The organism is Hymenobacter sp. PAMC 26628 (assembly GCF_001562275.1).
Taxonomy (GTDB): domain Bacteria; phylum Bacteroidota; class Bacteroidia; order Cytophagales; family Hymenobacteraceae; genus Hymenobacter.
In genome coordinates this window covers 333,307-354,842 of sequence record NZ_CP014304.1, presented here as the reverse complement: position 1 = coordinate 354,842, position 21,536 = coordinate 333,307, and the positions used below count along the sequence as shown (strand labels likewise).

General features: G+C 65.0%; 19 protein-coding genes. 13 read left to right on the top strand and 6 right to left on the bottom strand.

The genetic code is table 11. The annotated features are described in order from the left end of the window. Positions 1 to 132: 132 nt before the first annotated feature. The gene (locus tag AXW84_RS01895; RefSeq protein ID WP_157886760.1) at positions 133 to 1,857 is read right to left on the bottom strand and encodes a M28 family metallopeptidase; all 1,725 of its coding nucleotides are present in this window, start codon (positions 1,855 to 1,857) and stop codon (positions 133 to 135) included. Between the two features lie 135 nt (positions 1,858 to 1,992). Between AXW84_RS01895 and AXW84_RS01890 the strand changes: the two genes are divergently transcribed. Both AXW84_RS01890 and lepB read left to right on the top strand, forming a co-directional pair. Next, positions 1,993 to 2,244, top strand: a complete 252-nt coding sequence (locus AXW84_RS01890; RefSeq protein WP_068227880.1) for a hypothetical protein — start codon at positions 1,993 to 1,995, stop codon at positions 2,242 to 2,244. A gap of 400 nt (positions 2,245 to 2,644) precedes the next feature. Next, positions 2,645 to 3,862 carry a signal peptidase I gene (gene lepB / locus AXW84_RS01885; RefSeq protein WP_068227878.1) on the top strand — a complete coding sequence of 406 codons (1,218 nt, stop codon included), beginning with the start codon at positions 2,645 to 2,647 and terminating at the stop codon, positions 3,860 to 3,862. A 124-nt stretch (positions 3,863 to 3,986) separates the two neighbouring features. Here lepB and AXW84_RS01880 read toward each other — a convergent pair whose 3' ends face one another. After that, complete coding sequence (locus tag AXW84_RS01880; protein WP_071889765.1) at positions 3,987 to 4,922, bottom strand: phytanoyl-CoA dioxygenase family protein; 936 nt, start codon at positions 4,920 to 4,922, stop codon at positions 3,987 to 3,989. 328 nt (positions 4,923 to 5,250) lie between these two features. Here AXW84_RS01880 and AXW84_RS01875 point away from each other — a divergent pair, with 328 nt between their 5' ends. The 6 genes from AXW84_RS01875 (at position 5,251) to ppk1 (ending at position 13,986) form a co-directional block, all read left to right on the top strand. Continuing rightward, the gene (locus tag AXW84_RS01875) at positions 5,251 to 6,570 is read left to right on the top strand and encodes a leucine-rich repeat-containing protein kinase family protein (RefSeq protein WP_068227875.1); all 1,320 of its coding nucleotides are present in this window, start codon (positions 5,251 to 5,253) and stop codon (positions 6,568 to 6,570) included. A gap of 23 nt (positions 6,571 to 6,593) precedes the next feature. Next, the gene (locus AXW84_RS01870) at positions 6,594 to 7,088 is read left to right on the top strand and encodes a SixA phosphatase family protein (protein ID WP_068227873.1); all 495 of its coding nucleotides are present in this window, start codon (positions 6,594 to 6,596) and stop codon (positions 7,086 to 7,088) included. 278 nt (positions 7,089 to 7,366) lie between these two features. Continuing rightward, complete coding sequence (locus tag AXW84_RS01865) at positions 7,367 to 10,411, top strand: sensor histidine kinase (RefSeq protein WP_082773638.1); 3,045 nt, start codon at positions 7,367 to 7,369, stop codon at positions 10,409 to 10,411. 121 nt (positions 10,412 to 10,532) lie between these two features. Continuing rightward, a complete protein-coding gene (locus AXW84_RS01860) occupies positions 10,533 to 11,180 on the top strand; it encodes a response regulator (protein ID WP_068227869.1) in 648 nt (215 codons plus the stop codon). A 375-nt stretch (positions 11,181 to 11,555) separates the two neighbouring features. Next, positions 11,556 to 11,717, top strand: a complete 162-nt coding sequence (locus tag AXW84_RS24345) for a hypothetical protein (protein ID WP_157886759.1) — start codon at positions 11,556 to 11,558, stop codon at positions 11,715 to 11,717. Between the two features lie 199 nt (positions 11,718 to 11,916). Beyond that, a complete protein-coding gene (gene ppk1, locus AXW84_RS01855; protein WP_071889762.1) occupies positions 11,917 to 13,986 on the top strand; it encodes a polyphosphate kinase 1 in 2,070 nt (689 codons plus the stop codon). Positions 13,987 to 14,001: 15 nt separating this feature from the next. On the opposite strand, the gene AXW84_RS01850 is transcribed toward ppk1, so the two are convergent. The 3 genes from AXW84_RS01850 to AXW84_RS01840 form a co-directional block, all read right to left on the bottom strand. Beyond that, complete coding sequence (locus AXW84_RS01850) at positions 14,002 to 14,640, bottom strand: CatB-related O-acetyltransferase (RefSeq protein ID WP_068227867.1); 639 nt, start codon at positions 14,638 to 14,640, stop codon at positions 14,002 to 14,004. Positions 14,641 to 14,824: 184 nt separating this feature from the next. Next, positions 14,825 to 15,232 carry a family 43 glycosylhydrolase gene (locus AXW84_RS01845; RefSeq protein WP_204248415.1) on the bottom strand — a complete coding sequence of 136 codons (408 nt, stop codon included), beginning with the start codon at positions 15,230 to 15,232 and terminating at the stop codon, positions 14,825 to 14,827. Between the two features lie 175 nt (positions 15,233 to 15,407). Then, on the bottom strand, positions 15,408 to 15,647 hold the full coding sequence (locus tag AXW84_RS01840; RefSeq protein ID WP_068227861.1) for a hypothetical protein: 240 nt from the start codon (positions 15,645 to 15,647) through the stop codon (positions 15,408 to 15,410). Positions 15,648 to 15,969: 322 nt separating this feature from the next. Here AXW84_RS01840 and AXW84_RS01835 point away from each other — a divergent pair, with 322 nt between their 5' ends. Beyond that, positions 15,970 to 16,959, top strand: a complete 990-nt coding sequence (locus AXW84_RS01835) for an IS110 family transposase (RefSeq protein ID WP_068227860.1) — start codon at positions 15,970 to 15,972, stop codon at positions 16,957 to 16,959. Positions 16,960 to 17,264: 305 nt separating this feature from the next. Here the strand turns inward: AXW84_RS01835 and AXW84_RS01830 are convergent, their stop codons facing one another. Then, complete coding sequence (locus AXW84_RS01830; protein ID WP_068227858.1) at positions 17,265 to 17,618, bottom strand: hypothetical protein; 354 nt, start codon at positions 17,616 to 17,618, stop codon at positions 17,265 to 17,267. 191 nt (positions 17,619 to 17,809) lie between these two features. Here AXW84_RS01830 and AXW84_RS01825 point away from each other — a divergent pair, with 191 nt between their 5' ends. From AXW84_RS01825 to AXW84_RS01810, 4 genes are all read left to right on the top strand, one after another. Further along, positions 17,810 to 19,003 (top strand): acyltransferase family protein, encoded by a 1,194-nt coding sequence (locus tag AXW84_RS01825; RefSeq protein ID WP_082773637.1) that lies wholly within the window; start codon positions 17,810 to 17,812, stop codon positions 19,001 to 19,003. Between the two features lie 320 nt (positions 19,004 to 19,323). Continuing rightward, a complete protein-coding gene (locus tag AXW84_RS01820) occupies positions 19,324 to 20,373 on the top strand; it encodes a Fic family protein (RefSeq protein WP_236943223.1) in 1,050 nt (349 codons plus the stop codon). Positions 20,374 to 20,416: 43 nt separating this feature from the next. After that, a complete protein-coding gene (locus AXW84_RS01815; RefSeq protein ID WP_157886758.1) occupies positions 20,417 to 21,304 on the top strand; it encodes a toll/interleukin-1 receptor domain-containing protein in 888 nt (295 codons plus the stop codon). Next, the gene (locus AXW84_RS01810; RefSeq protein ID WP_068227852.1) at positions 21,304 to 21,531 is read left to right on the top strand and encodes a hypothetical protein; all 228 of its coding nucleotides are present in this window, start codon (positions 21,304 to 21,306) and stop codon (positions 21,529 to 21,531) included. The genes AXW84_RS01815 and AXW84_RS01810 overlap by 1 nt, the downstream gene beginning before the upstream one ends. Positions 21,532 to 21,536 lie beyond the last annotated feature (5 nt).

Below are 21,536 nucleotides of genomic sequence, written 5' to 3'. Positions count from 1 at the left end.
GCTGAAGTTTGACAGCTAAATTGCTATCAGCTAAACTCGGATTTATAAAATGCCTTTAATTTCAATTATAAAAGCCCCCGGCGCGACCATGCAAACGGTCGCCGCCGGGGGCTTTTTATTTGGGATAACCGCCTATTGCGGCCGGCTTTTTAGGCGCACGGCCCGGAACTCGGAGCTGGCTTTCCACTGCGGGAAAGTGGTTTCGGAAGCCAGCTTTTGGCCGATGCGGAACAGCAGGCGGGCGTCCTGAGCGGCGCCGCGCAGGTCCCACTTGGGGTTGTATTGGTCGGAGGGCTGGTGGTAGTTGTTGGCCTCGAAGTCCTCACGCTCCTTTTCGGCGAAGGCCTTGCCGTGGAGGCGGCTGTCGAACTCGCCCTTGGCGTACAGGGCCGGGATGCCCACCTTGGCGAAGCTGAAGTGGTCGGAGCGGTAGAAGCTGCCGGTTTCGGGGTGCTGGTAGGGGATGACGTAGCGGTTTTGCTCCTTGGCGGCGGTGCGGGCGTAGTCGTCGAGCTCCGACTGGCCGTAGCCGGTGATGGTGAGGTCGCGCATGGGCCCGAAGGCCAGCAGCTCGTCCATGTTGATGTCGGCCACGGTGTTGGCTACCGGAAACAGCGGGTGCTGGGCGTAGTAATCGGAGCCCAGCAGGCCCTGCTCCTCGCCCGTCACGGCCAGGAACACGAGGCTGCGCTGCGGCTTTTCCTTGGCCTGCTCGAAGGCGGTGGCAATGGCCAGCAGGCCGGCGCAGCCGCTGGCGTTGTCCAGGGCCCCGTTGTAAATCGAGTCGCCCTTCACGGCCGGGCCGATGCCCAGGTGGTCCCAGTGCGCCGAGTAGATGATGTACTCCTCGGGCCGGGTGGTGCCGGGCAGCACGGCCACCACGTTCTTCGAGGTTTTGTAGGTGATTTTGTTGTGCAGCGTGGTCGTCAGGTTCAGGCCCAGCGCTTTGCCCTTGAAGCCGCGCTTATTGGCAGCGGCGTACAGCGCGTCGTAGTTCTGGCCGGCGGCGGCGAAGATGCGCTTGGCGGCGTCGAGGGTCATCCAGCCTTCGAGGGCCACTTTGCTAGCGCCGTGGTCGGGCGTGGTGGGGTGCAGCTTGGCGCCGCCGTTGCTGCTTTGCACCACCGTCCAGGGGTACGAAGCGGGTTTGGTGTCGTGGATAATGAGCAGGCCGGCGGCGCCGTGGCGGGCGGCTTCCTCGTACTTGTAGCCCCAGCGGCCGTAGTACGTCATGGCCTTGCCCTGGAACATGGTGGTGTCGTTGCCCGCGTTGCCGGGGTCGTTGATGAGCACCACCACGGTCTTGCCCTTCACGTCGAGGCCGGCGTAGTCGTCCCACTTATACTCGGGGGCCGTCACGCCGTAGCCGGCAAACACCAGCGGCGAGTCCTTGATTTCCACCGTCGGCTTTTCGCGCTCGGTCAGGAACATGAAGTCGGTGCGGTACTTGAGCGCCAGGCTTTTGCCGTTGCCAGCCACGGTAGCCACCGAATCGGGCTTACCGGCAATTTCCACCAGCGGCACCGGCTGGAAGTAGCTGCCGTTGGGCCCCGGCTTCAAGCCCAGTTTCTTGAACTCGGCCGCCAGGTAGCTCGTGGCTTTTTCCTCGCCCACCGTGAACGGCCGCCGGCCCTGAAACGCATCCGAAGCCAGCACCTGGATGTGCTGGGCCAGCAGCGCGGGCGTGATGCCGTCGCTCGGCGTGGACACGCTGGCCGTGTCGGTGGGCGCCGCTTCGGCCGCGGGGGCCCCGGCGGCGGCAGTGTCCGCGGTGGTAGTTTTGCCCTGGCAGCCGGCCAGCAGGAGGCCGGCCACGGCCGGGGCCAGCCAGGCGCGCATCGTGAGTAAGTGCATCATGAAGTAGAGAAAGTGATAACCGGACCCGGCAAGGGCCCCCGCCGCGAATGTAGGAAATGAACCGCCCAGGGGCAGGCAACGCCAGCCGCACCCCCCGCGTAAAAAGCCCATCTTAACCTTAAACCTCTTTCACTGATGAGCGACAACAACAATACGCCGAGCGGCACGCTGGGCGGCATCGTATCTTCCATTTTCGGTGGCAACAACAGCGCCACGCCCGGCAGCACGCTGGGCGACATGGCATCGGCCATATTCGGCGGCGACAAGACCGGCGGCGACGTGGCCAAAGGCTTCACCGCGCGCCACCGGGTGCTGAGCGGCGCGTTGCTGGCCGCCGGCGTTTTCTACCTCTACAAGCGGATCAAGAACAAAGACACCGCGTTTTAAGCGGTTAATGGGCCTTTTGCTCGCAATGCCCGCCTGCCGCCCGTGGTTCACAACCACGAACGGCAGGCTTTTTTGTGGGGCCCCGGCGAAGGGCACGGCTGTCATGCTTATCTGGCGACGGTCTAAAACGGGGTGGTCCGGCGAATTTTTCTGTCGTCGGGCCACTCTGGCGATGCCCCGGAATCACTGTTCAATTCCCGGGCCCCCTGTTCAATTATAAGAGTGGCCCGACGAAGCCCTTCGGGCAATTCGCCGGACCACCCCGTTTTAGACTACTGCCCGTTTTTTTAATAGCCCAAACAGCTTCTAGAAAATAAGATCCCGGCCCTGATTTGAATAGCGAACGGACGAAATATTCCGATACCTTGGGCGTTCTGTTTTCCCCTAACCCCTCCTCCGCATGGCATTTTTTAGAAAGAAGCCCGCCGGGCCCCCCGCCCCGCCCAAAAGCACCGCCCGCGAGTGGGCCGACTCGCTGCTGTTCGCCGTGGTGGTGGCCAGCATTTTCCGCTGGTCGGCGGCCGAGGCCTACGTCATCCCTTCGCCCAGCATGGAGGGCACGCTGCTAGTAGGCGAATACTTAGTGGTGAGCAAGTTGCACTACGGCCCCATCACCCCGCAAACGCCGCTGCAAGTGCCGCTCACGCACCAAACGGACCCCCTATTTCACCTGAAAAGCTACTCCGACCTGATTCAACTGCCCACGTTCCGCTTCCCGGGCTTCTCGAAAATCAAGCGCAACGACGTGGTGGTGTTTCACGTGCCGTTTGAGGCGCAGTACCCGGCCGACTTGCGCGACAACTACATCAAGCGCTGCGTGGCCGTGGCCGGCGACCAGTTCGAGCTGCGCGCCGGCCAGCTATTGGTGAATGGCCAGCCAGCCCCCGGGCAGGGCGCACTGGAGCACAAGTACTTCATCCAGACCACCGAAAACAACGACGACGTGCAGCGCGATTTCCGCGCCCAAGGCGTGGTGGACTACCACCTGACGGCCGACGACCAGCTGATTTACGACAACGAGGGCAAGCCCGCGCTGCAAAACGACGCGCGCTACGGCCCCGGCTACGAGGTGGACTGCACGCCCGCCGCGGCGGCGTTTTTTCGGGCTCAGCCCTACGTGCGCGGCGTGGTGGCCGAGGTGGAGCCCGCCGGCCAGCCCGCGCCCTGGGGCCCCGCGCTCTTCCCCGACAACCCCGACTACCCCGCTACCGAGGTAGCGCCCGCCACGCCCGGCCTGCGCCACTGGAACCAGGACAGCTACGGGCCCCTGGCGGTGCCGAAGCAAGGCCAAACCGTGCAGCTCACCCCCCAAAACGCGGCCGTTTACTACAAGCTCATCCTGCGCTACGAGCACAACGAGGGCATCGCCCTGCGTGCCACCGGCCACGCCCTCACTATCCTGCAAAGCGGCAAGCCCCTGACCAGCTACACGTTCAAGCAGAACTACTACTTCATGATGGGCGACAACCGCCACAACTCGCTCGACTCGCGCTTCTGGGGCTTCGTACCCGAAGACCACGTGGTGGGCAAGGCCGTACTCGTGTGGCTCTCGGTGGACCCCTACGCCGATTTCCTCCACAAAGTCCGCTGGAGCCGGCTGTTCCACAGCGTCAGCTAGGAAGCTGTTTAAATTAATAAGCCGGTCATGCTCATCTAACGGCCTAAACTACCTTTTTTAGCCAAAACCCCGCCGTGCTTGGTTACGCACGGCGGGGTTTTGGCTAAAAGAACGGGGCGCCGAGCTACCGGGCCGGGACCCCAATTTTGGGGCGTACGGGGGGCGTTTTTTCGGTTCGCACCGGCGTGCCGGGTTCGTAGCGGGCAATTAATTCGTCGGCCACGGGGGCCAGCGTAATGGGGTGCAGGAAATCACCCAGCAGCGTGCCGGTGCAGCGAGTGTCCACGTTGGGGGCGGCGGTGCGAGTGGCCACGTCGTCGAGGTGCACGGTACGGAAATCGATGCTAAACCGGGTGCAGTTGGTGGTGTTGGGCACGGTGCCGTGCAAGTGGGCCCCCGAGAACAGGATGAGGCCCCCCACCTGGCCCACCAGCCGCAGCTCGTGGTTGTGGTCCACGGGGTCGAGCGGGCACGGGCGCTTGCGCTCGTCCTTGAGGCCCCCGGCCTGAATGCGCCGGCTTTCGGCGTACCAGTCGCGGCAGTCATAGCCGCCCGATTCGTTGCGCACCGGCTGGTCCCAGTAGCTGGGGAAAAACGTGAGGCAGTTGTCGGCCTCGATGTCGTACATCGGAATCCACCAGTTCAGCTGGTTCATCGGGGCTGAGAACCACGTGTCGCGGTGCGGATCGAACGAGTAGGCGATGCCGGTGGTGAGGTAGCCGTGGCTGGTAGCGGTGCGCATCCGGGGCACGTCGAAGTACGTCTTGTCCAGGTCGAAACCCATTTCGCGCAAGATGTTCTGGATGAGTTGCTTCGAGTGCGGATGGTTAATGAATTTAGGTTTCAGCTGATTCAGGATCCGGGTGTACTCGTCGGGAGCCAAGTGGTGCTGGGCCAGCGTGGGGTGCACATTGCCAAACGCCTCCTCGGTGAGGGAGCGGGCAAAGTCGCACAGGGCCAGCACACTCGGGCGGGGCGAGTACACAAATAGGTCGCCCTCGTAGAGCTTCTGGCGCACCTGGGGCTCGGGCAGGGCCGAATCAAAGTAGATAATACTCATACCGCTTCGTTGAAAATGGCCTGCTTCGCCTCCCTTGGCAAACAACAGGCCGTGTGAAAAAATATAGAAACAGCTATAAAAAGGCCCCCATCGGGAGCCGCGCGGTGGCCGTGCTGCAACCCTTGCGCGGATTTTTGCTCAACTCCAAAGCTTGGAATTTTTCAAGAAAATACAGAATAAGCACCGTTCGTCGCTTTTCAAAAATAAGCTTAGATTTCCTAAATACCTATTTGTTAACATATTTTGTGTTTATTAACACATTTTGTGCCGCAATTGCCCGCATTGGCCCAACCGGGCGCCCGCACCGATTGCACCCGACCTTTGCGCCATGCACACCCTTGCCCAACTCCGCGCCGGGCAGCTGGCCGGCGCCACCCGCCTCAACCTGGCGGCGGACCTGACGGAATTCCCCCCCGAGATTTTCGAGTTGGCCGACACGCTCGAAATCCTCAACCTATCGGGCAACCGCCTCGCAGCCTTACCCGCCGATTTTGGGCGCCTGCACCGGCTGCGGGTGCTGTTTTGCTCCGATAATTTGTTCACCGAAGTGCCGGCCGTGCTGGGGCAGTGCCCGCAGCTGAGCATGGTGGGTTTCAAGGCCAACCAGATTCGGCGGCTGCCCGCGGGGGCCCTCACGCCGGCGCTGCGCTGGCTCATCCTGACCGATAACCAGCTCGAAAGCCTGCCGCCCGAGCTGGGCCAGTGCCACCAGCTGCAAAAGCTGATGCTGGCCGGCAACCGCCTCACGCACCTGCCCGATGCGCTGGCCGCTTGCACCCGGCTCGAGCTGTTGCGCATCGCCGCGAACCGCTTCGGGGCCCTGCCGGCCTGGCTGCTGGCCCTGCCCCGGCTGGCCTGGCTGGCCTACGCCGGCAACCCCTTTTGCGCCGAGGCCGAGGCCGCCGCCCTGGCCCGCCACCCCATTGCGGCCATCGAATGGCACAGCCTGGCGCTGGCAGAGCAGCTGGGCGAGGGCGCGTCGGGCGTCATTTATCGGGCCCGCTGGCACCCGCTGGGGGCCCCGGCCGCCGACGTGGCCGTGAAGCTCTTCAAGGGCGCCGTGACTAGTGACGGCTTGCCGCACAGCGAGATGGCTGCCTGCATCAGCGCCGGGGCCCACCCCCACCTCATCGAAGTCCGCGGCCAAATCATCGACCACCCGGCGGGGGCCGAGGGCCTGGTTATGGCCTTGATTGACCCCGCCTTTGGCAACCTGGCCGGGCCGCCCAGCTTGGCCACCTGCACCCGCGACGTGTACGCGCCCGGCACCGCTTTCGCGCTGGAGGCCGCCGTGCGGCTGGCCCACGGCGTGGCTTCGGCAGCTGCGCACTTGCATGCGCAGGGCGTGCTGCACGGCGACTTGTACGCCCACAACATCCTGAACACTGGCGCCGGCGACTGCCTGCTGGGCGACTTTGGGGCGGCCTGCTTTTTTGCCCCCGACAGCCCCACGGCCCTGGCCTTGCAGCGCCTGGAGGTGCGCGCCTTCGGCTGCCTGCTCGAAGAACTGCTGGCGCGCTGCGGGGCCCCAGCCGCTGCCCTGCAACCGCTGTGGGATTTGCAGGCCCGCTGCGCCCAGCCGGCGGTGGGCGAGCGGCCGCTGTTTGCCGAAATCCGAGAAGTGCTGACCAGGGAAACCTGGGATTAATGCCGCCGGCCTAGCTTCGCGCCATGAAAACGCTATACCTGCTCCGCCACGCCAAGTCGAGTTGGAGCTTCGACGACCTGAACGACCAGGAGCGCCCGCTCAACGACCGGGGCCGCGACGATGCCCCGCGCATGGGCCAGGCGCTGGCCAAGCGCGGCATCCGGCCCGACGTGCTGGTGAGCTCCTCGGCGGTGCGGGCCCTGAGCACGGCCGTGCTGGTGGCCCGCGAGCTGGGCTTCGCGCACGAAAAAATCACCGTCGACCCCGCCATCTACCGGGCCGACGCCGACGCGCTGCTCGCCATCATCCGGGCCCTGCCCGACGCGGCCGAATCGGCGCTATTGGTAGGCCACAACCCCACCATCACCGATACCGCCAACGCCTTTTCACCCAGCTCGTTCAACGAGCTGCCCACGGCGGCCGTGGTGTGCCTGCGCTTCAGTACGGATAGCTGGGAGGAAGTGGCCCGCGCCAACGCTGAGTTCTACTTCTACGACTACCCGAAAAATGTGAGCTAGCCGCCGGGGCCCGCGGCGCGCAGGGGCCCTGGCCGGCGCAATTTTCAAGCCAGCGCACAGCCCGTACGGAAAGCGCGAAGAACGGCGTAGCACGCCATTCAGCGTTCGCCCAGCCACGGCGGGCCGCGCCCTTCCACAGCACCGGGTACTCTGGCTCGACAACTACGCTAGCGCCCAGCGTTTTGGGCGGCGTTGAAGTAAGAATTGCGGCCTACCTTGCGGCAGCCGTCGCCTCAGGCAGCGGCTTACCGGTCAGGCGTTTACTTCAGCGGTGTACGATGAGGGTTCGGGTTTTCGTTGCATTGAAATGGGCCGGGCTACTGGGGCTGGCAACGGCTGGGCACGCCCAGGGCCCCGCGCCCCTGCTGAGCACAGCCGACGGCTTGACGGACAACACGGTGCAGTGCCTGGTCCAGGACCGGCAGGGGTTTTTGTGGGCCGGCACCCAGGACGGGCTGAGCCGCTACGACGGCCGCGCCTTCCGCACGTTTCGGGCCGATGCGCGGCGGCGGGGGGCCCTGGCCGGCAACTTCGTGCGGGCCCTGGCCCCCGACGCGGCCCGCGGCGGCCTGTGGGTGGGCACTGGCGACGGCGTGTGCTACTACGACCCGCGCACCGAGCGCTTCGGCCGCGTACCCTCCGATTCGGCGGCCCATTACTTCGTGAACGCCCTGCTCGCCGACCCCGCGGGCGGCGTCTGGATTGGCACCGAGAACGGCCTCTGGCACTATGCCCCCGCCACCCACCGCCTGCGCCGCTACTGGTGCGCTCCGGGCGGGGCCCCGGCCAGCACCGCCCGCCGCAACTCGGTGCGGGCCCTGGCCCGCGACGCGGCCGGCACCGTGTGGGCCGGCACCGGCGAGGGCCAGCTCTGCCGCTTCGATGCCGCCACCGGCACCCTGCGCCCCGAGCCGCGCTACGGCCCGGCCGGCCCCGCCCCGCTAAGCGCCCTGGCCGCTGCGCCCGGCGGGGGCCTGTGGGCCGGTACCGAGGGCGGCGGCCTGCGCTACCTGCCGCCCGGCCGCCCCGCCGCCGAGCTGCGGCGGCCGGGCCCCGGCCAGCCCGCCGTGCGCAGCCTGTGGGCCGACGCGCGCGGCGGGGCCTGGGTGGCCACCGCCGCCGGGCTGCGCTACTGGCCGGTGGGCCCCCACCTGGCCGGCGCCACTGCCGCCGCTGCTGCCTTGGCCGCCCCGGCACCTGACTCGCTGCGGCTGGCCGGCGAAGTGCTGGCCCTGGCCCCCGACCGCGCCGGCCAGCTGTGGGCGGGCACCGGCGCGGGCCTGCGCCGGCTCGACGTGCGGCCTTCGCCCTTTGCGCTGCTGCCGACGGGGCCGGTGTGGGCGGTGGCCCCGGCCGCCGCGGGCCTGTGGGTGGGCACCGAGCGCCAGGGCCTGCTGCGCCTCGACCCGCGCACCGGGGCCGTGGCCGAGCGCCTGCGCCACCACCCGCGGGACCCCGCTAGCCTAGCCGATGACTTCGTGCGCTGCGTGCTGCCCGATGCCGACGGGGGCCTGTGGGCCGGCACCCAGCGCCAGGGGCTCGACTACCGCGCCCCGGGGGCCCCGGGCTTCCGGCACTTTCGCCACGCGCCGGGCGAGGTGGGCGCGCTGGCCGACGACTTCGTGCGCTGCCTCTACCGCGACCCGCTGGACGGGGCCCTGTGGGTGGGCACCGAGGGCGGCCTGAGCCGGCTGGCCGACGCGCGCCGCGGGCGCTTCACCACGTACCGCCAACGGGCCAACGACCCGCGCGGCCTGCCCAACAACTTCGTGCGCTGCGTGCTGCGCGACGGGGCCGGCCGGCTGTGGGTGGGCACGGGCGGCGGGGGTCTGTGCCGGCTCGACGACCCCGCCACGGGCCGCTTCACGGCCTTCAAGGCCAACGCCCGCGACGAGCGCAGCCTGCCCGGCAACTTCGTGCGGGCCCTGTGCGTGGATGCCGCCGGCCGCCTGTGGGTGGGCACCGAGGACGGCGGCCTGTGCCGGCTCGACGACCCCACCACGGGGCGCTTTACGTCGTTTGGCGAAGCCCAGGGCCTGCCCAACGACGTGGTGTACGCCCTGCTGCCCGACCCCGCCGCCCGCGCCCTGTGGCTGAGCACCAACCGCGGCCTGGCCCGCCTCGACCTGGCCACCGACCGCCTCACGGCCTTCGACGCCCGCGACGGCTTGCCCCAGCAGGAATACAACGCCGGCGCGGCCTGCTGGGGCCCCGGCGGCGCCCTCTACTTTGGGGGGCCGGCTGGGCTGGTGGGCTTCCGGCCCGCGGCGCTGCGGGCGCCGCCCGCCCCGCCGGTGCTGCTGACCGGCCTGCGCCGCCTCAACCAGCCCGTGGCGCTGCCCGATACGGCCGTGGGCCAGCGCCGCGTGCTGCGCCTGGGGCCCCAGGACTACGTGTTTACGCTCAGTTTTGCGGCGCTGGACCTGCGGGGGGCGGGCCGCCAACGCCTGGTGTACCAGCTCGAAGGCTTCGACCCCGAGTGGGTGCCCGCCGGCCCGCAGCGCGAGGCTACCTACACCAACCTCGACCCCGGTCCGTACACGTTCCGGGTGCGCGGGGCCGACGCGCCGCCCGGCACCGGGGCCGCCCTGCGGCTGGTGGTGGCCCCGCCCTGGTACGGCACCTGGTGGTTTCGGGCGCTGGCGGCGGGCGCCGTGGGGGCCCTGGCCTGGCTGGCCTACCGCCTGCGCCTGGGCCAGCTGCTGGCCCTGGAGCGGGTGCGCCACCGCATCGCCCGCGACCTGCACGACGACATGGGCTCAACGCTGAGCAGCATTGCCCTGCTCAGCGAAATGGCCCGCCAGCACCAGCTGGGCCAGCGCCCGGCCCAGGCCGCCGGCCTGCTGCACCAGATCCAGGATTCGTCGCGCCAGATGCTCGACGCCCTCGACGACATCGTGTGGACCATCAACCCCGCCCACGACGGCCTGGGCGACGTGACGGCCCGGATGCGGGCCTTTGCCGCCGAGTTGCTGGAGGCCCGCGGCATTGCGCTGGCCTTCGAGGTGGCGCCCGCCGTGGGGGCCCTGCACCTGCCCATGGAGCGCCGCCGCGAGTTTTTCCTGCTCTTCAAGGAAGCCGTGAACAACTTGGCCAAGTATGCCCACTGCCAGCAGGCCCGCGTGGCCCTCACCTGCCCCCCCGGCCACCTGCTGCTGGTAGTAGAGGACGACGGCGTGGGCTTCGCGCCCACCGCGCCCGCCCAGGGCAGCGGCAACGGCCTGCCCAACATGCGCGCGCGCGCCGCCGCCCTGCACGCCGTGCTTACCCTCACCTCAGCCCCCGGCCGGGGCACCGCCGTGCGCCTGAGCGTACCGGTGTAGGGAGTGAGGAGTGGGCGGTGCCCGGGCTGCCGGCCGTTCGCTCCATCCAAAAACCACCCATTTATGTGGTTGCTACCGGCCGCCACGAGCCTTATCTTCACTCGTTGCGAAGCCCCGTGCCATGCCCCCCACCCGCCTGATTTTGTACGAAGACAACGCGGGGCTGCGGGCCAGCCTGGGCCAGTTTCTGGCCGGGGCCCCGGGGCTGGTGCTGGTGGGCAAGTTCGAGTCGTGCGCGCAAGCGGGGGCCGACGTGCGCCGCCTGCGGCCCGACGTGGTGCTGATGGACATCGACATGCCCGGCTGCTCGGGCATCGAGGGGCTGCGGCAGGTGAAGGCCGTCGCCCCGGCCACCAGCGTGGTGATGCTCACCGTGTTCGACGACAACGACCGGGTGTTTGAAGCCATTTGCGCCGGGGCCGACGGCTACTTGCTCAAGAAGACCCCGCCCGCCCGGCTGCTCGAAGCCATTGCCGAGGTGCGGGCCGGCGGCGCGCCCCTCACGCCGGCGGTGGCCCGGCAGGTGCTGCGCCTGTTTCCGCGGCCGGGGGCCCCGGCGCACCCGCCCCGCCCGGCCCCCGACCTCAGCGCCCGCGAGCTGGAAATACTGGGCCTGCTGGTGGAAGGCTACAGCTACAAAATGGTGGCCGACAAGTGCTTCATCAGCCTGGACACGGTGCGCTCGCACATCAAAAAAATCTACGAGAAGCTGCACGTGCGCTCCGCCACGGCCGCCGTGAGCCGGGCCCTGCGCGACGGCTTGACGTAGGCGGGCCCGCCACCAGCTGGATTTCAGGGCAACCAGCGCGGCCGGGCGGAATTGCATTAAATCACATTAATATGTGATTGTCTTAATTTATTCTAGGCGGCACCTTTGTAGTGCCAGCCTAACCGCCAGCCACCCGCCCTTCCCGCCGATGCCGCTTGCCCGCCCGCCGTTCGGCGCTGCGGTAGTTGCCACGTCCTTTCCATTGCTATGAAATACTACACCGTTCCCCTCAAAGGCGGCTTGGTGCTGGTGGTGTTTGTGTCACCAGCGGATCAGTCGGCGTACTCGGGGCCCCAGACAAAAGCTTAGCCATCAGGCATTTTCTCGACCTGACGCCGCATTCGCGCCAGGTCATCACCCTTTCTTCTTACTGCCATGGAAACCTTCGCTCCTTTTCCCAGCGCGCCCGGCGCCTTTCTTGCCACCCGTGCCGAGGCCAGTGCCCCGGCTCCGGCCAGCACCCACTGGTCGTGGTGGTTGTTTTTGCTGGGCGTGCTGGCCTGCTCGCTGGTGGGTCCGGCGTGCGCCCTGAACTAGGGCCCCGGCTTTTGGGGTTTATTAACTGAGCCCTTTGGGTTTTTAACCTATTGATCAGCAAGGATATGGTACACATTACCCCGTTGCCGGCGCCCGGGGCAGCCATAGGGTAATGAACCGTGGGGGCCCGTTGGCGTACTGCGGCGGGGCCCCCGTTCCGGGGCTTTTGCCTCTGCGAACGTTCCCTGATCTTTGCCGCATGAAAACCCTTCCCCGCGACCTGAGCTGGCTGCGCTTCAACGCCCGCGTGCTGCAAGAGGCCCAATCCGACACCGTGCCGCTGCTGGAGCGCCTCAAGTTCCTGGCCATTTTTAGCGCCAACCTCGACGAGTTTTTCAAGGTGCGCGTGGCCACGCTGCGGCGGCTGGTCAAGCTCAAGAAGAAAACCCGCGACCAGCTGAACGAGAGCCCCAAGCGCCAGCTGAAGGCCGTGTTGGCCGAGGTGCAGCGCCAGCAGGAAGCGTTTGGCACTACCTACCGCGAGCAGCTGCTGCCAGCCCTGAACGCCGCGCACATCCACCTGCTGAGCGAGCCCGAACTAACGGACGCGCAGCGCACGTGGGTGCTCGAGTACTTCAACGCTTCGGTGCGCGACCTGCTCTCACCGGTGGTGCTCGACGATACGCTGCACCACTTGTTTTTGAAGGACCAGGCCGTGTACCTTGCCTTTTTCCTGACGGGGCCCCGCGCCGCGCCGGGCAAGGCCAAGGGCCCCGAGGCCGAGCGCGTGCTGGCCATGGAGCTGCCCACCAAGCGCCACGGCGGCCGCTTCGTGCAGCTGCCCGCCGAGGGCGACGAGCGCTACGTGATGTTCCTCGACGACGTGGTGCGGGTGGGGGCCCCCAGCCTGTTTCCGGCCTACGCCGGGGTGGCGGTGCACGCCGTGAAGCTGAGCCGCGACGCCGAGCTGGACATTGAGGAAGAGGTATCGGACGACTTGCTGGCCAAAATCCGCAGCAGCCTGGCCAAGCGCGCCACCGGCTACCCGGCCCGCCTGCTGTACGACCCCGAGATGCCGCGCGAGGCACTGCGGGCCCTCAAGCAGAAAACCGGCATCACCGACGAGGAGCTGGTGGCCGGCAGCCGCTACCACAACTTCCGCGACTTCTTTGGCTTCCCCAGCTTTGGGCAGGCCAAGCTGCTGAACCCGGCCTGGCCGCCCCTGCCCCACCCCACGCTGCCGCGCACGGGCAGCCTGCTGGCCGCCATCGGCCGGCGCGACCACCTGCTGCACCCGCCCTACCAGAGCTTCGACCACGTGACGCACCTGCTGCGCGAGGCCGCCGCCGACCCGCAGGTGTCGGCCGTGGCCATCACGCTCTACCGCGTGGCCGCCAAAAGCGCCGTGGCTAAGGCCCTGCTGAAGGCCGTGAAAAACGGCAAGCAGGTGACGGTGGTGGTGGAGCTGAAGGCCCGTTTCGACGAGGAATCGAACATTTACTGGGCCGAGAAGCTGCAAAAGGCGGGGGCCCACGTCATCTTCACCCCGCCCGAGCAGAAGGTGCACGCCAAGCTGCTGCTCATCACGCGGCGCGAGGCGGCCGAAATCCCCCGCCAGTATGCCTACCTCAGCACCGGCAACTTCAACGAGGACACGGCCGCGGTGTACACCGACCACGGCCTGTTCACGGCCGACGAGCGGCTGACCAAGGAGGTGGCCGCCGTGTTCAATTACTGCCACGACCGGGTGGCCCCCGCCGCCCCCTTCGAGCACCTACTGCTGGCGCCCTTCACGCTGCGCCCGCGTCTGAACGAACTGATTGACCACGAAATCAAGCTGGCCCACAAAGGCCATCCGGCATCCATCATTCTCAAAATCAACGCCCTGCAAGACCCTGGCATGATTGCCAAGCTCTACGCCGCCAGCAAGGCCGGCGTGCGCGTCGAGCTCATCATCCGCGGCATTGGCTGCCTGGTACCGGGCGAGCCGGGGTTGAGCGACACCATCAGTCAGCGCGGCCTAGTGGACCGCAACCTGGAGCACAGCCGGGTGTACGTGTTCGGCAACGGCGGCGAGGAAAAGGTGTTCGTGTCGTCGGCCGACTGGATGACGCGCAACCTCGACCGCCGGGTGGAGGTGGCCTTCCCGCTGCTCGACGAAACCCTGCGCGCCGAAGTGCGCCAGTTGCTCGATTTCCAGCGCGAAGACAACGTGAAAGCCCGCGACTTCGACAACAACTTCCTGCTGCCCGAGCCCGCCGGGGCCCCACGCGTGCGCGCCCAGGAGGCCACCTACCAGTGGCTGAAAAAGCTGAAGCGGCGCAAGTAGCCGGGGCCCAGGCGGCTACCGGGCGCGCTCCACTTCCGCTAGGAAGTGGGCCGCGTCGCCGGTGAGCAGGGCGGCGTGGCGGGTAATTTTTTCGATGGGCCAGTGCCACCAGGCCACGGCCAGCAGCCGGGCGGTGGTGGCAGCGTCGAACCGCGGCCGTATGACCTGCGCCGGGTTGCCGCCTACAATGTTGTAGGGCGCCACGTCGCGCGTCACCACGGCGTGCGCCCCGACAATGGCGCCGTCGCCGATGGCCACCCCGGGCAAAATGGTAGCCCGGTAGCCAAGCCACACGTCGTTGCCCACGGTCGTATCGCCTTTGGTGGGGTAGGTTTTACCGGCCATGGCCCCGGCCCAATCGCCACCAAAAACTGCGAAAGGGTACGCGCTTACAGCGCCCGCCAGGTGGTTGGCCCCGTTCATGACGAACTCCACGCCGGAGGCAATCATGCAGAACTTCCCGATAATGAGCCGGTCGCCCGTGAAATCGAACAGGTAGCGTACGTGTTTTTGAAAATTATTAACATCTTCAAAATCATCGTAGTAGGTATAATCTCCTACCGTTATCTGGGGGTGGTCAACGACGTTTTTCAGAAAGCACAGCCGCTCGTAGCCGGCCAGCGGAAACATAGTAGAAGGCGCAACGACGGCCATAAAAAAGAAGGTAAGGAAGCGTTGGGGCCCTAAAGGTACCGGGCCCGAAGCCCCGCTACGGCCCGCGCGGCGCAGGGCCCCTGGCCGCCACGCAGCCTGGCGTTTGAGCCAATGCCCAAGGCCTCCTCCGCGCTGATAACGGCCGCCTCGTAGGGCCTCGTGGGCTTATCGGCCCGGGCGCACATCATGTAGCCCACGGGCTCGCAATTGGTGTTGGTGGTGATGTACTGCCCTCCAGCCGGTAGGCCGGCCCGAAGTCGAGCTTATCCACGGCGTAGGCCAGGAACTCCCAGTTCACCAGGTCTTTAGAATGCAGCACCGGCAGGCCCGGCATGGCGTGCATGGTGGTGCCGGTGAGATAATAGTCGGTGCCCACCCGGATCATGTCGGGGTCCGAAAACTCGTTGCAAAACAAGGGGTTCGAGAACGTGCCGTTGCCGTTGTCCGCCATCCAGGTTTGCTCGGCCGGGGCGGCCTTGGGCGGCTTGGCGCGCTGCGCGCCCGCCAGATGCGGCAGGCCCAGCAGCAGCCAAGCCCACGCCAGCAAGTGGTAGCCCAGGCACGGGGGGCCGGTCGGTGTCGTCGTCCTCATGGGAAGCAGTTAATTGAGTGAACTGCGCGGTGCCCCCGCCAACCGCCCCCCCCGCACGGCAGGCAGAACGCCGGCAAAGTAGCACCTGCTCCGGTACGCCGGGGCCCAAACGCAAACCGCCCCGCACTTCGGGCGAAGCGCGGGGCGGCAACAAGGGGCGGCGGGGGTGCAGCGGCTAGTGGCGGCGGTAATCGTCGTGACGGTCATCGTGCCGGTCGTAGCGGTGCTGGGCTTCCCAGCGGGCGCGCTCCTGGGCGCGGCGGCGCTCCAGTTGGCGCTGTTCGCGCTCGTAGCGGGCCCGCTCGACGGGCGAGAAGCGGCGCGGGTCATGGTCGTGGTCAAAGGGAGCGGCGGTAGCGGCGGTGGCGGCAAACAGGCCAAGGGCAGTAACGAACGAAAGCAGGGCAGTTTTCATGGTTGGGGTGGGGATGGAGGGAGTGAAAACGAAGCAGCGCCCCGATGACTTGGGCAGCGCTGAAAGAAGAAAGGAAATAGACGCGTCTGCCTTTCCTAAGAAGCTCCTAAGTTCGGGCCATGCTTAAACTTAGGTCTTGTTGCGACAGAGAGGAAGAAGATGGATAAGAAGTATGGGGCCGCTTGAGTCCGTCATACAGGAGCATCCCCTTTCTGTTCTACGGCCACTTTGGACAGTTCCGCTAGGCCCAGAGCCTGTTTCAGGAGTGAAAAAGCCTGTCGTAGTACGCGCAAGGAAAGGACCTTTTCTTTCTCTTTAGCATATGAAAGTTTTGCAGTCAGTTGTTGGTCTGGATGTTAGCAAAGACACCCTGGCCGTTTGTTACCAGGTCGGCCCGCGCCTGCAGCACCAGGAAGTAGCCAACACCCCAGCCGGCTTTCGACAGTTAGTGCGCTGCGGTGGGGCCACGAGTCTGTACGTGCTCGAAGCCACGGGCCCCTACTACCTGGCTGTGGCCTACCACCTGGTGGCCGCCGGGGCCCAGGTAGCCGTCCTCAACCCGCTCGTGGTCAAACGCTTCATTCAGATGCATTTGGGCAAGGGCAAGTCGGACCGCAAAGATGCGCAGTGGCTGCTGCGCTACGGCCAGCAGCAAGCTACCCCGCGCTGGCAACCCGAGGAAGCGCTGCTCGTGGAGTGTCGGCAATTGGAACAGGTTGTTGAATTACTTATTCGGCAGAAAACAATGGTCCACAACGCCTTAGAAGCCCCACAGGCGCAGCCCGTCGTCAGTCCGGTGGCCCTGGCACAACTGCGCCAGACGTTGCTTGACTTGGCTGAGCAGGTGCAAGAACTCGAAGCCAAGCTCTTGACGATGGTCGAAGGGCGGTATCCGGCTGAAATGCCACTGCTCTACTCTATTCCGGGCATTGGCCGTAAAACAGCAGCTTACCTACTGCTCTTCGCGGGCGGTTTCACCAACTTTCAGAACTCCCGCCAACTCATTGCCAAGGCAGGTTTATGTCCGCGCGAGTTCAGCTCGGGCACCAGTGTGCGCGGCAAAGCGCGTATCACGAAGATGGGTGGAGCCCTGATTCGCAGTAAGTTATTTATGTGTAGTTGGTCCGCTCGTCGGGCCAATGGGGCGTGCCGAGCGCTGTATGACCGCCTCGTCGCCAAAGGCAAAAACGGCAAATTGGCCCTAATTGCGGTCTGCAACAAGCTGCTCAAGCAGGCCTATGCCATTGTGACTTCGGGCGTACCTTACCAAACTGATTTTACCAAAAAAGTAGCTGTTCCACTTGTTTTTTAACACAGTTCTTGTTTGAATTAACTAAGATGCTCTTACGGCGGTCATGCTGAACGCTTTATTAACTCAAACAGCTTCTAAGACAAGCGCTATGCCACAGCCCCACACCTCAGCTTTTCCCCTATTTTAATCAATTACTTAACAATCAATATTTTACCCATAAACCGCTTCAAAACCACCGATAAAGCGGCCAAGTACCTCGACCAGCACCGCCCTTTATTTCCTATTCTCGTACGCCGCTGGGCGGTGCTCAGCCCCATAGCGACCCTAATGGGAATCTAGCGGCGCCGTTTTCGCCCGGGGCCGGGCTAATACCGGTGGTCGGTCCAGTGCAAAAGCTGCGCGTGAAAGGGCAGTGGCTGGTCGGCAAAAAAGGCCAGCAGCTCGGCGGCAACGGCAAAGCCGTCGGCTTGGGCCAGGGCCAGCAGTTCGGCCGGCTCCAACCGGCGACCGTCGATGCGCAGCTCGGTGGCCGTCAGCTCCACGGCCTGCACCCGCACGATGGGCCGGGGGCCCCAGAACTCGTAGCAATCGGGCTGCTGGGCCCGGGCGCAAAACTGCGCCACCACCCCGGCCTGCCACCGCTGGCCCGCACGAATAGTGTGGATTTTGGTGCCCGCCACGATGGCCGGAATGAACGCTTCGTTGAAACCAAGAACCATGGGCGGGCGGGTTGGGGGCCCCAAAGTACGCGGGCGGGGCCCGGGGGCCGGTTTTGGCCCGGCGGCGGCCTGGCGGCTTTTTGCCACACGCAGAGGCAGCGCGGTCCACACCCTGGTGTATCTTACGGCCAGCTTCGCGTTGCCGCCCGGCGGCTCGCGCAACTAAACTCCCTTAGCGGTTACCGCAATACATGGAAACACGAGTGATTGCCGAACCGCAGATAAGTACGCTGAGCACCAAGCCGCACTATGCGATTTTAGATGGACTGCGGGGCGTGGCCGCGTTGCTGGTCGTGGCCTTTCACCTCTGCGAGGCGCACGCCACCAGCCACCTCGACCAGCTCCTCAACCACGGCTACCTGGCCGTGGACTTTTTCTTTCTGCTCTCCGGCTTTGTCATCGGCTATGCCTACGACGACCGGTGGGGCCAGCTGACGCTCAAGAACTTCTTCAAGGCCCGGCTCATCCGCCTGCAACCGATGGTGGTGCTGGGCATGGTTGTGGGGGCGGGGTGCTTCTACTTCCAGGATTCGCCCCTGTGGCCCACCATCCACCAAGTCCCGGTTTGGAAAACGCTGCTGGTGATGGCCATTGGGTTTACCCTGTTGCCGGTGCCCCTTTCGCTGGACATCCGGGGCTGGCAGGAAATGCACCCGCTCAACGGGCCCGGCTGGTCGTTGTTTTTCGAATACATCGCCAACATCCTGTATGCGCTCGGGGCCCGGAAGCTGTCCAACGGGGCCCTGGCGGTGCTGGTGGCGCTGGCCGGGGCGGCGCTGGTTCACCTGGCCGTCACCAGCCCCACCGGCGACGTTATCGGCGGCTGGTCGCTGGACGCCCCACAGCTGCGCATCGGCTTCACCCGAATGCTGTACCCATTTTTTGCCGGCCTGCTGCTGTCCCGCGTGGCGGCTTTGGGCCGGGTGCCGCACGCTTTCCTATGGTGCAGCTTGCTGCTGGCGCTGGTGCTGGCCTTCCCGCGGGTGGGCGGAGCTGCGCACCTGTGGCAAAACGGTCTCTACGATTCGCTGAGCATTGTGCTGCTGTTCCCGCTGGTGGTGTGGCTGGGGGCCAGCGGGCAGGTAACCGGGCCGGTGGCGTCGCAATTTTGCACGTTCCTGGGGGCCATTTCCTACCCCATCTACATCACCCACTACCCGCTCATCTACATCTACACCGGCTGGGTGAGCAAGCACAAGACGCCGCTGCTGCAAGCGCTGCCCATCACCCTGCTCACGTTTGCCGCCGCGGTTGGGCTGGCCTACGCCTGCCTGAAGCTCTACGACGAACCAGTGCGGCGGTGGCTGAGAAGCAGGTTTCTAGCCCCAAAGCCTGCCCGAGCAAGTGTTGTAGGACCTGCACGAGCGGCTGGGGCCCCACAATAGCTCCCCCCCGTTTGCCCTGTGTCGCCGCCAGCTACGCCCGGCAGTCCGCTACGGAAGCACAAGCTGGGCAGAGCCAAGTCCTGCGCCAATCAGCCGCTGCCTGAGCGGCTGGCGCGGCTGGGCGGCGAAGGCCGTTGCTCCGCTTTATCGCCAACCTGACAAAAGCTGGTAGCAAGCTACTGGCTTGTCTTCGTGTAAAGGAAAGGTCGGTTTACTTTACACTTACTCGACTTCATGTAAAGCAAATCAACCTTTTCTTTACACGTTATTACTAAAAACACGACAACGGCCCCATGAACCCACGCTGGCAACCGCCCCCATTGCCGCCCACCGGAGAGCTGGAAACCCGGACCGTACTCAAAAAGCTGGCTACTGCGCACCGGGCGCTAGCCGAGCTAAAAGGAATTTTAGAGACGCTGCCCGATGCGGAAATCCTGCTCAACACGCTGCCTTTGCAGGAAGCCAAGGATAGTTCGGCAATTGAAAACATCATCACCACGCACGACGAGTTGTTTCAGGCGGCCGTGCAGACGAACGCGCCCATCACGCAGGCGGCCAAAGAAGTGCAGAACTACGCCGCCGCTTTGCAACTGGGCTTTGAGCTTGTTCAAAAGCACGGTTTTCTGAGCAGCAACCACTTGGCACAAATTCAGGCTGAGCTGGAGCACAACAACGCCGGTTACCGCCGCCTGCCCGGCACCACGCTCAAAAACGATAAAACCGGCGAGGTCATCTACACGCCGCCGCAAGACTACGCCGCCATCCTAGACCTGATGAGTAACCTGGAGCAATACCTCAACGACGACGAGCTAAGCGACGCCGACCCGTTGGTGAAAATGGCCGTGCTGCATTTTCAGTTCGAGACCATCCACCCCTTTTACGATGGCAACGGGCGCACGGGCCGCATCCTCAACATCCTGTACCTGGTGCTAAAAGGCTTACTCGACTTGCCCGTGCTCTACCTCAGCCGCTTCATCACGCAGCACAAAGCCGATTACTACCGCCACTTGCAGCAGGTGCGCGACACCGGCAACTGGGAGCCGTGGCTGCTCTACCTTATCACCGGCGTCGAGCAAACCGCCCAGGAAACGATCCTGCTCATCAAGGCCATGCGGCAGCTGATGCAGCAGGCCCAGCAGCAGCTGCGCGGCTACCGCTTCTACAGCCTGGGCCTGCTCCACCACCTGTTTCGCTACCCCTACACCCGCATCGAATTTGTGCAGCAAGAGCTAAAAGTGAGCCGCCTCACCGCCGCCAACTACCTCAACCAGCTAGCCGAACCCGGCGGCCTGTTGCAGAAACACAAGCGGGGTAAAAGCAACTACTACGTAAACCAGCCGCTGTTTGAGCTACTAGCACAGCTGGGGTAGCGGTTGCACTTCGTACCAAAGTGGCGAAGCTCGCGCGCAGCTTGTGCAGAAACTTCTCCAACCAGCGGTTGGAGAAAAAACCAACGAGAAATACTGCAACCAGCGGTTGCAGTATTTCTCGCGCCGATGGTGCGAGAAGTTGAGCCGAGCCGCAACTCACGATAGGGTTGAATTACCGGTTCATTCAGCACCGGGGCGGTACTTTCGTGCCATGCCTATCCTTGCCCGCAGCAGCGTCTTTATCAGCTATAGCCACGCCGACGAAAGGTGGCGGAAGCTAGTGGAAAAACACCTGGCCCCACTCGGGCGCGACCACAGCTTGCGCGTCTGGAGCGACCAAAGCCTGAAACCGGGGGAGCCATGGCTGGCCCGTATCAAGCGCGAATTGGCAACAGCCAAAGTGGGCATTATGCTGGTTAGCGCCAACTTCATGGCGTCTGACTTCATTCACTCCGACGAGCTGCCGCCGCTGCTGCTAGCAGCCAAGAAAGAAGGAGTAACGCTGCTGACGGTAGTGGTCGGACACTGCCATTTTGCCAACTCGCCGCTTAGCAAGCTGCAAGCTTTCAACAAGCCGGATAAGCCGTTGGAGGCCCTGACCCTTCCGCAACGCAACAAGGAAATGGCCCGGCTCTGCGCCCTGCTGATGAAAATATTCGGCTTGAAACCGGGCGTGGCGAAACCAGCAGCAACGAAAGCGGCCACGGCTAAGCAAACCGCTACCCCCAAGGCCCCTAAGCAAGCAACCGCCGCCGCAGCCAAGCCGGAACCTGCTGCCGAAGCCGCTACCAAAGCTAAAGCAATTGCCAAGCGAAAAGCAATAGCTAAAAAAGCCGCCGACGCGAAGAAACTAGCCACCGAAAAGGTAGCGGCTACCCCCAAGAAGCCCGCCGCCAAACCTACTACTACCCGCGCCACCAAGAAGAAATAATGACTGAACTAACCTGGGCCAGCAAGTACCTGCCCGACGGCCGCCGCGCCACCCCCGTGCGCCTCGCCCTGCCCTTCCAAACCGTGAAAACGGTGAACGAGAGCGCCCAACTGCGGCAAGACCAATATTCCTTGTTCGCGCAGGGTAAATCTACCGAATGGCGCAACCGCCTAATTTGGGGCGATAAGAAATACGTGCTGCCGAAACTGATGGCAAGGCATACCTAATTTAT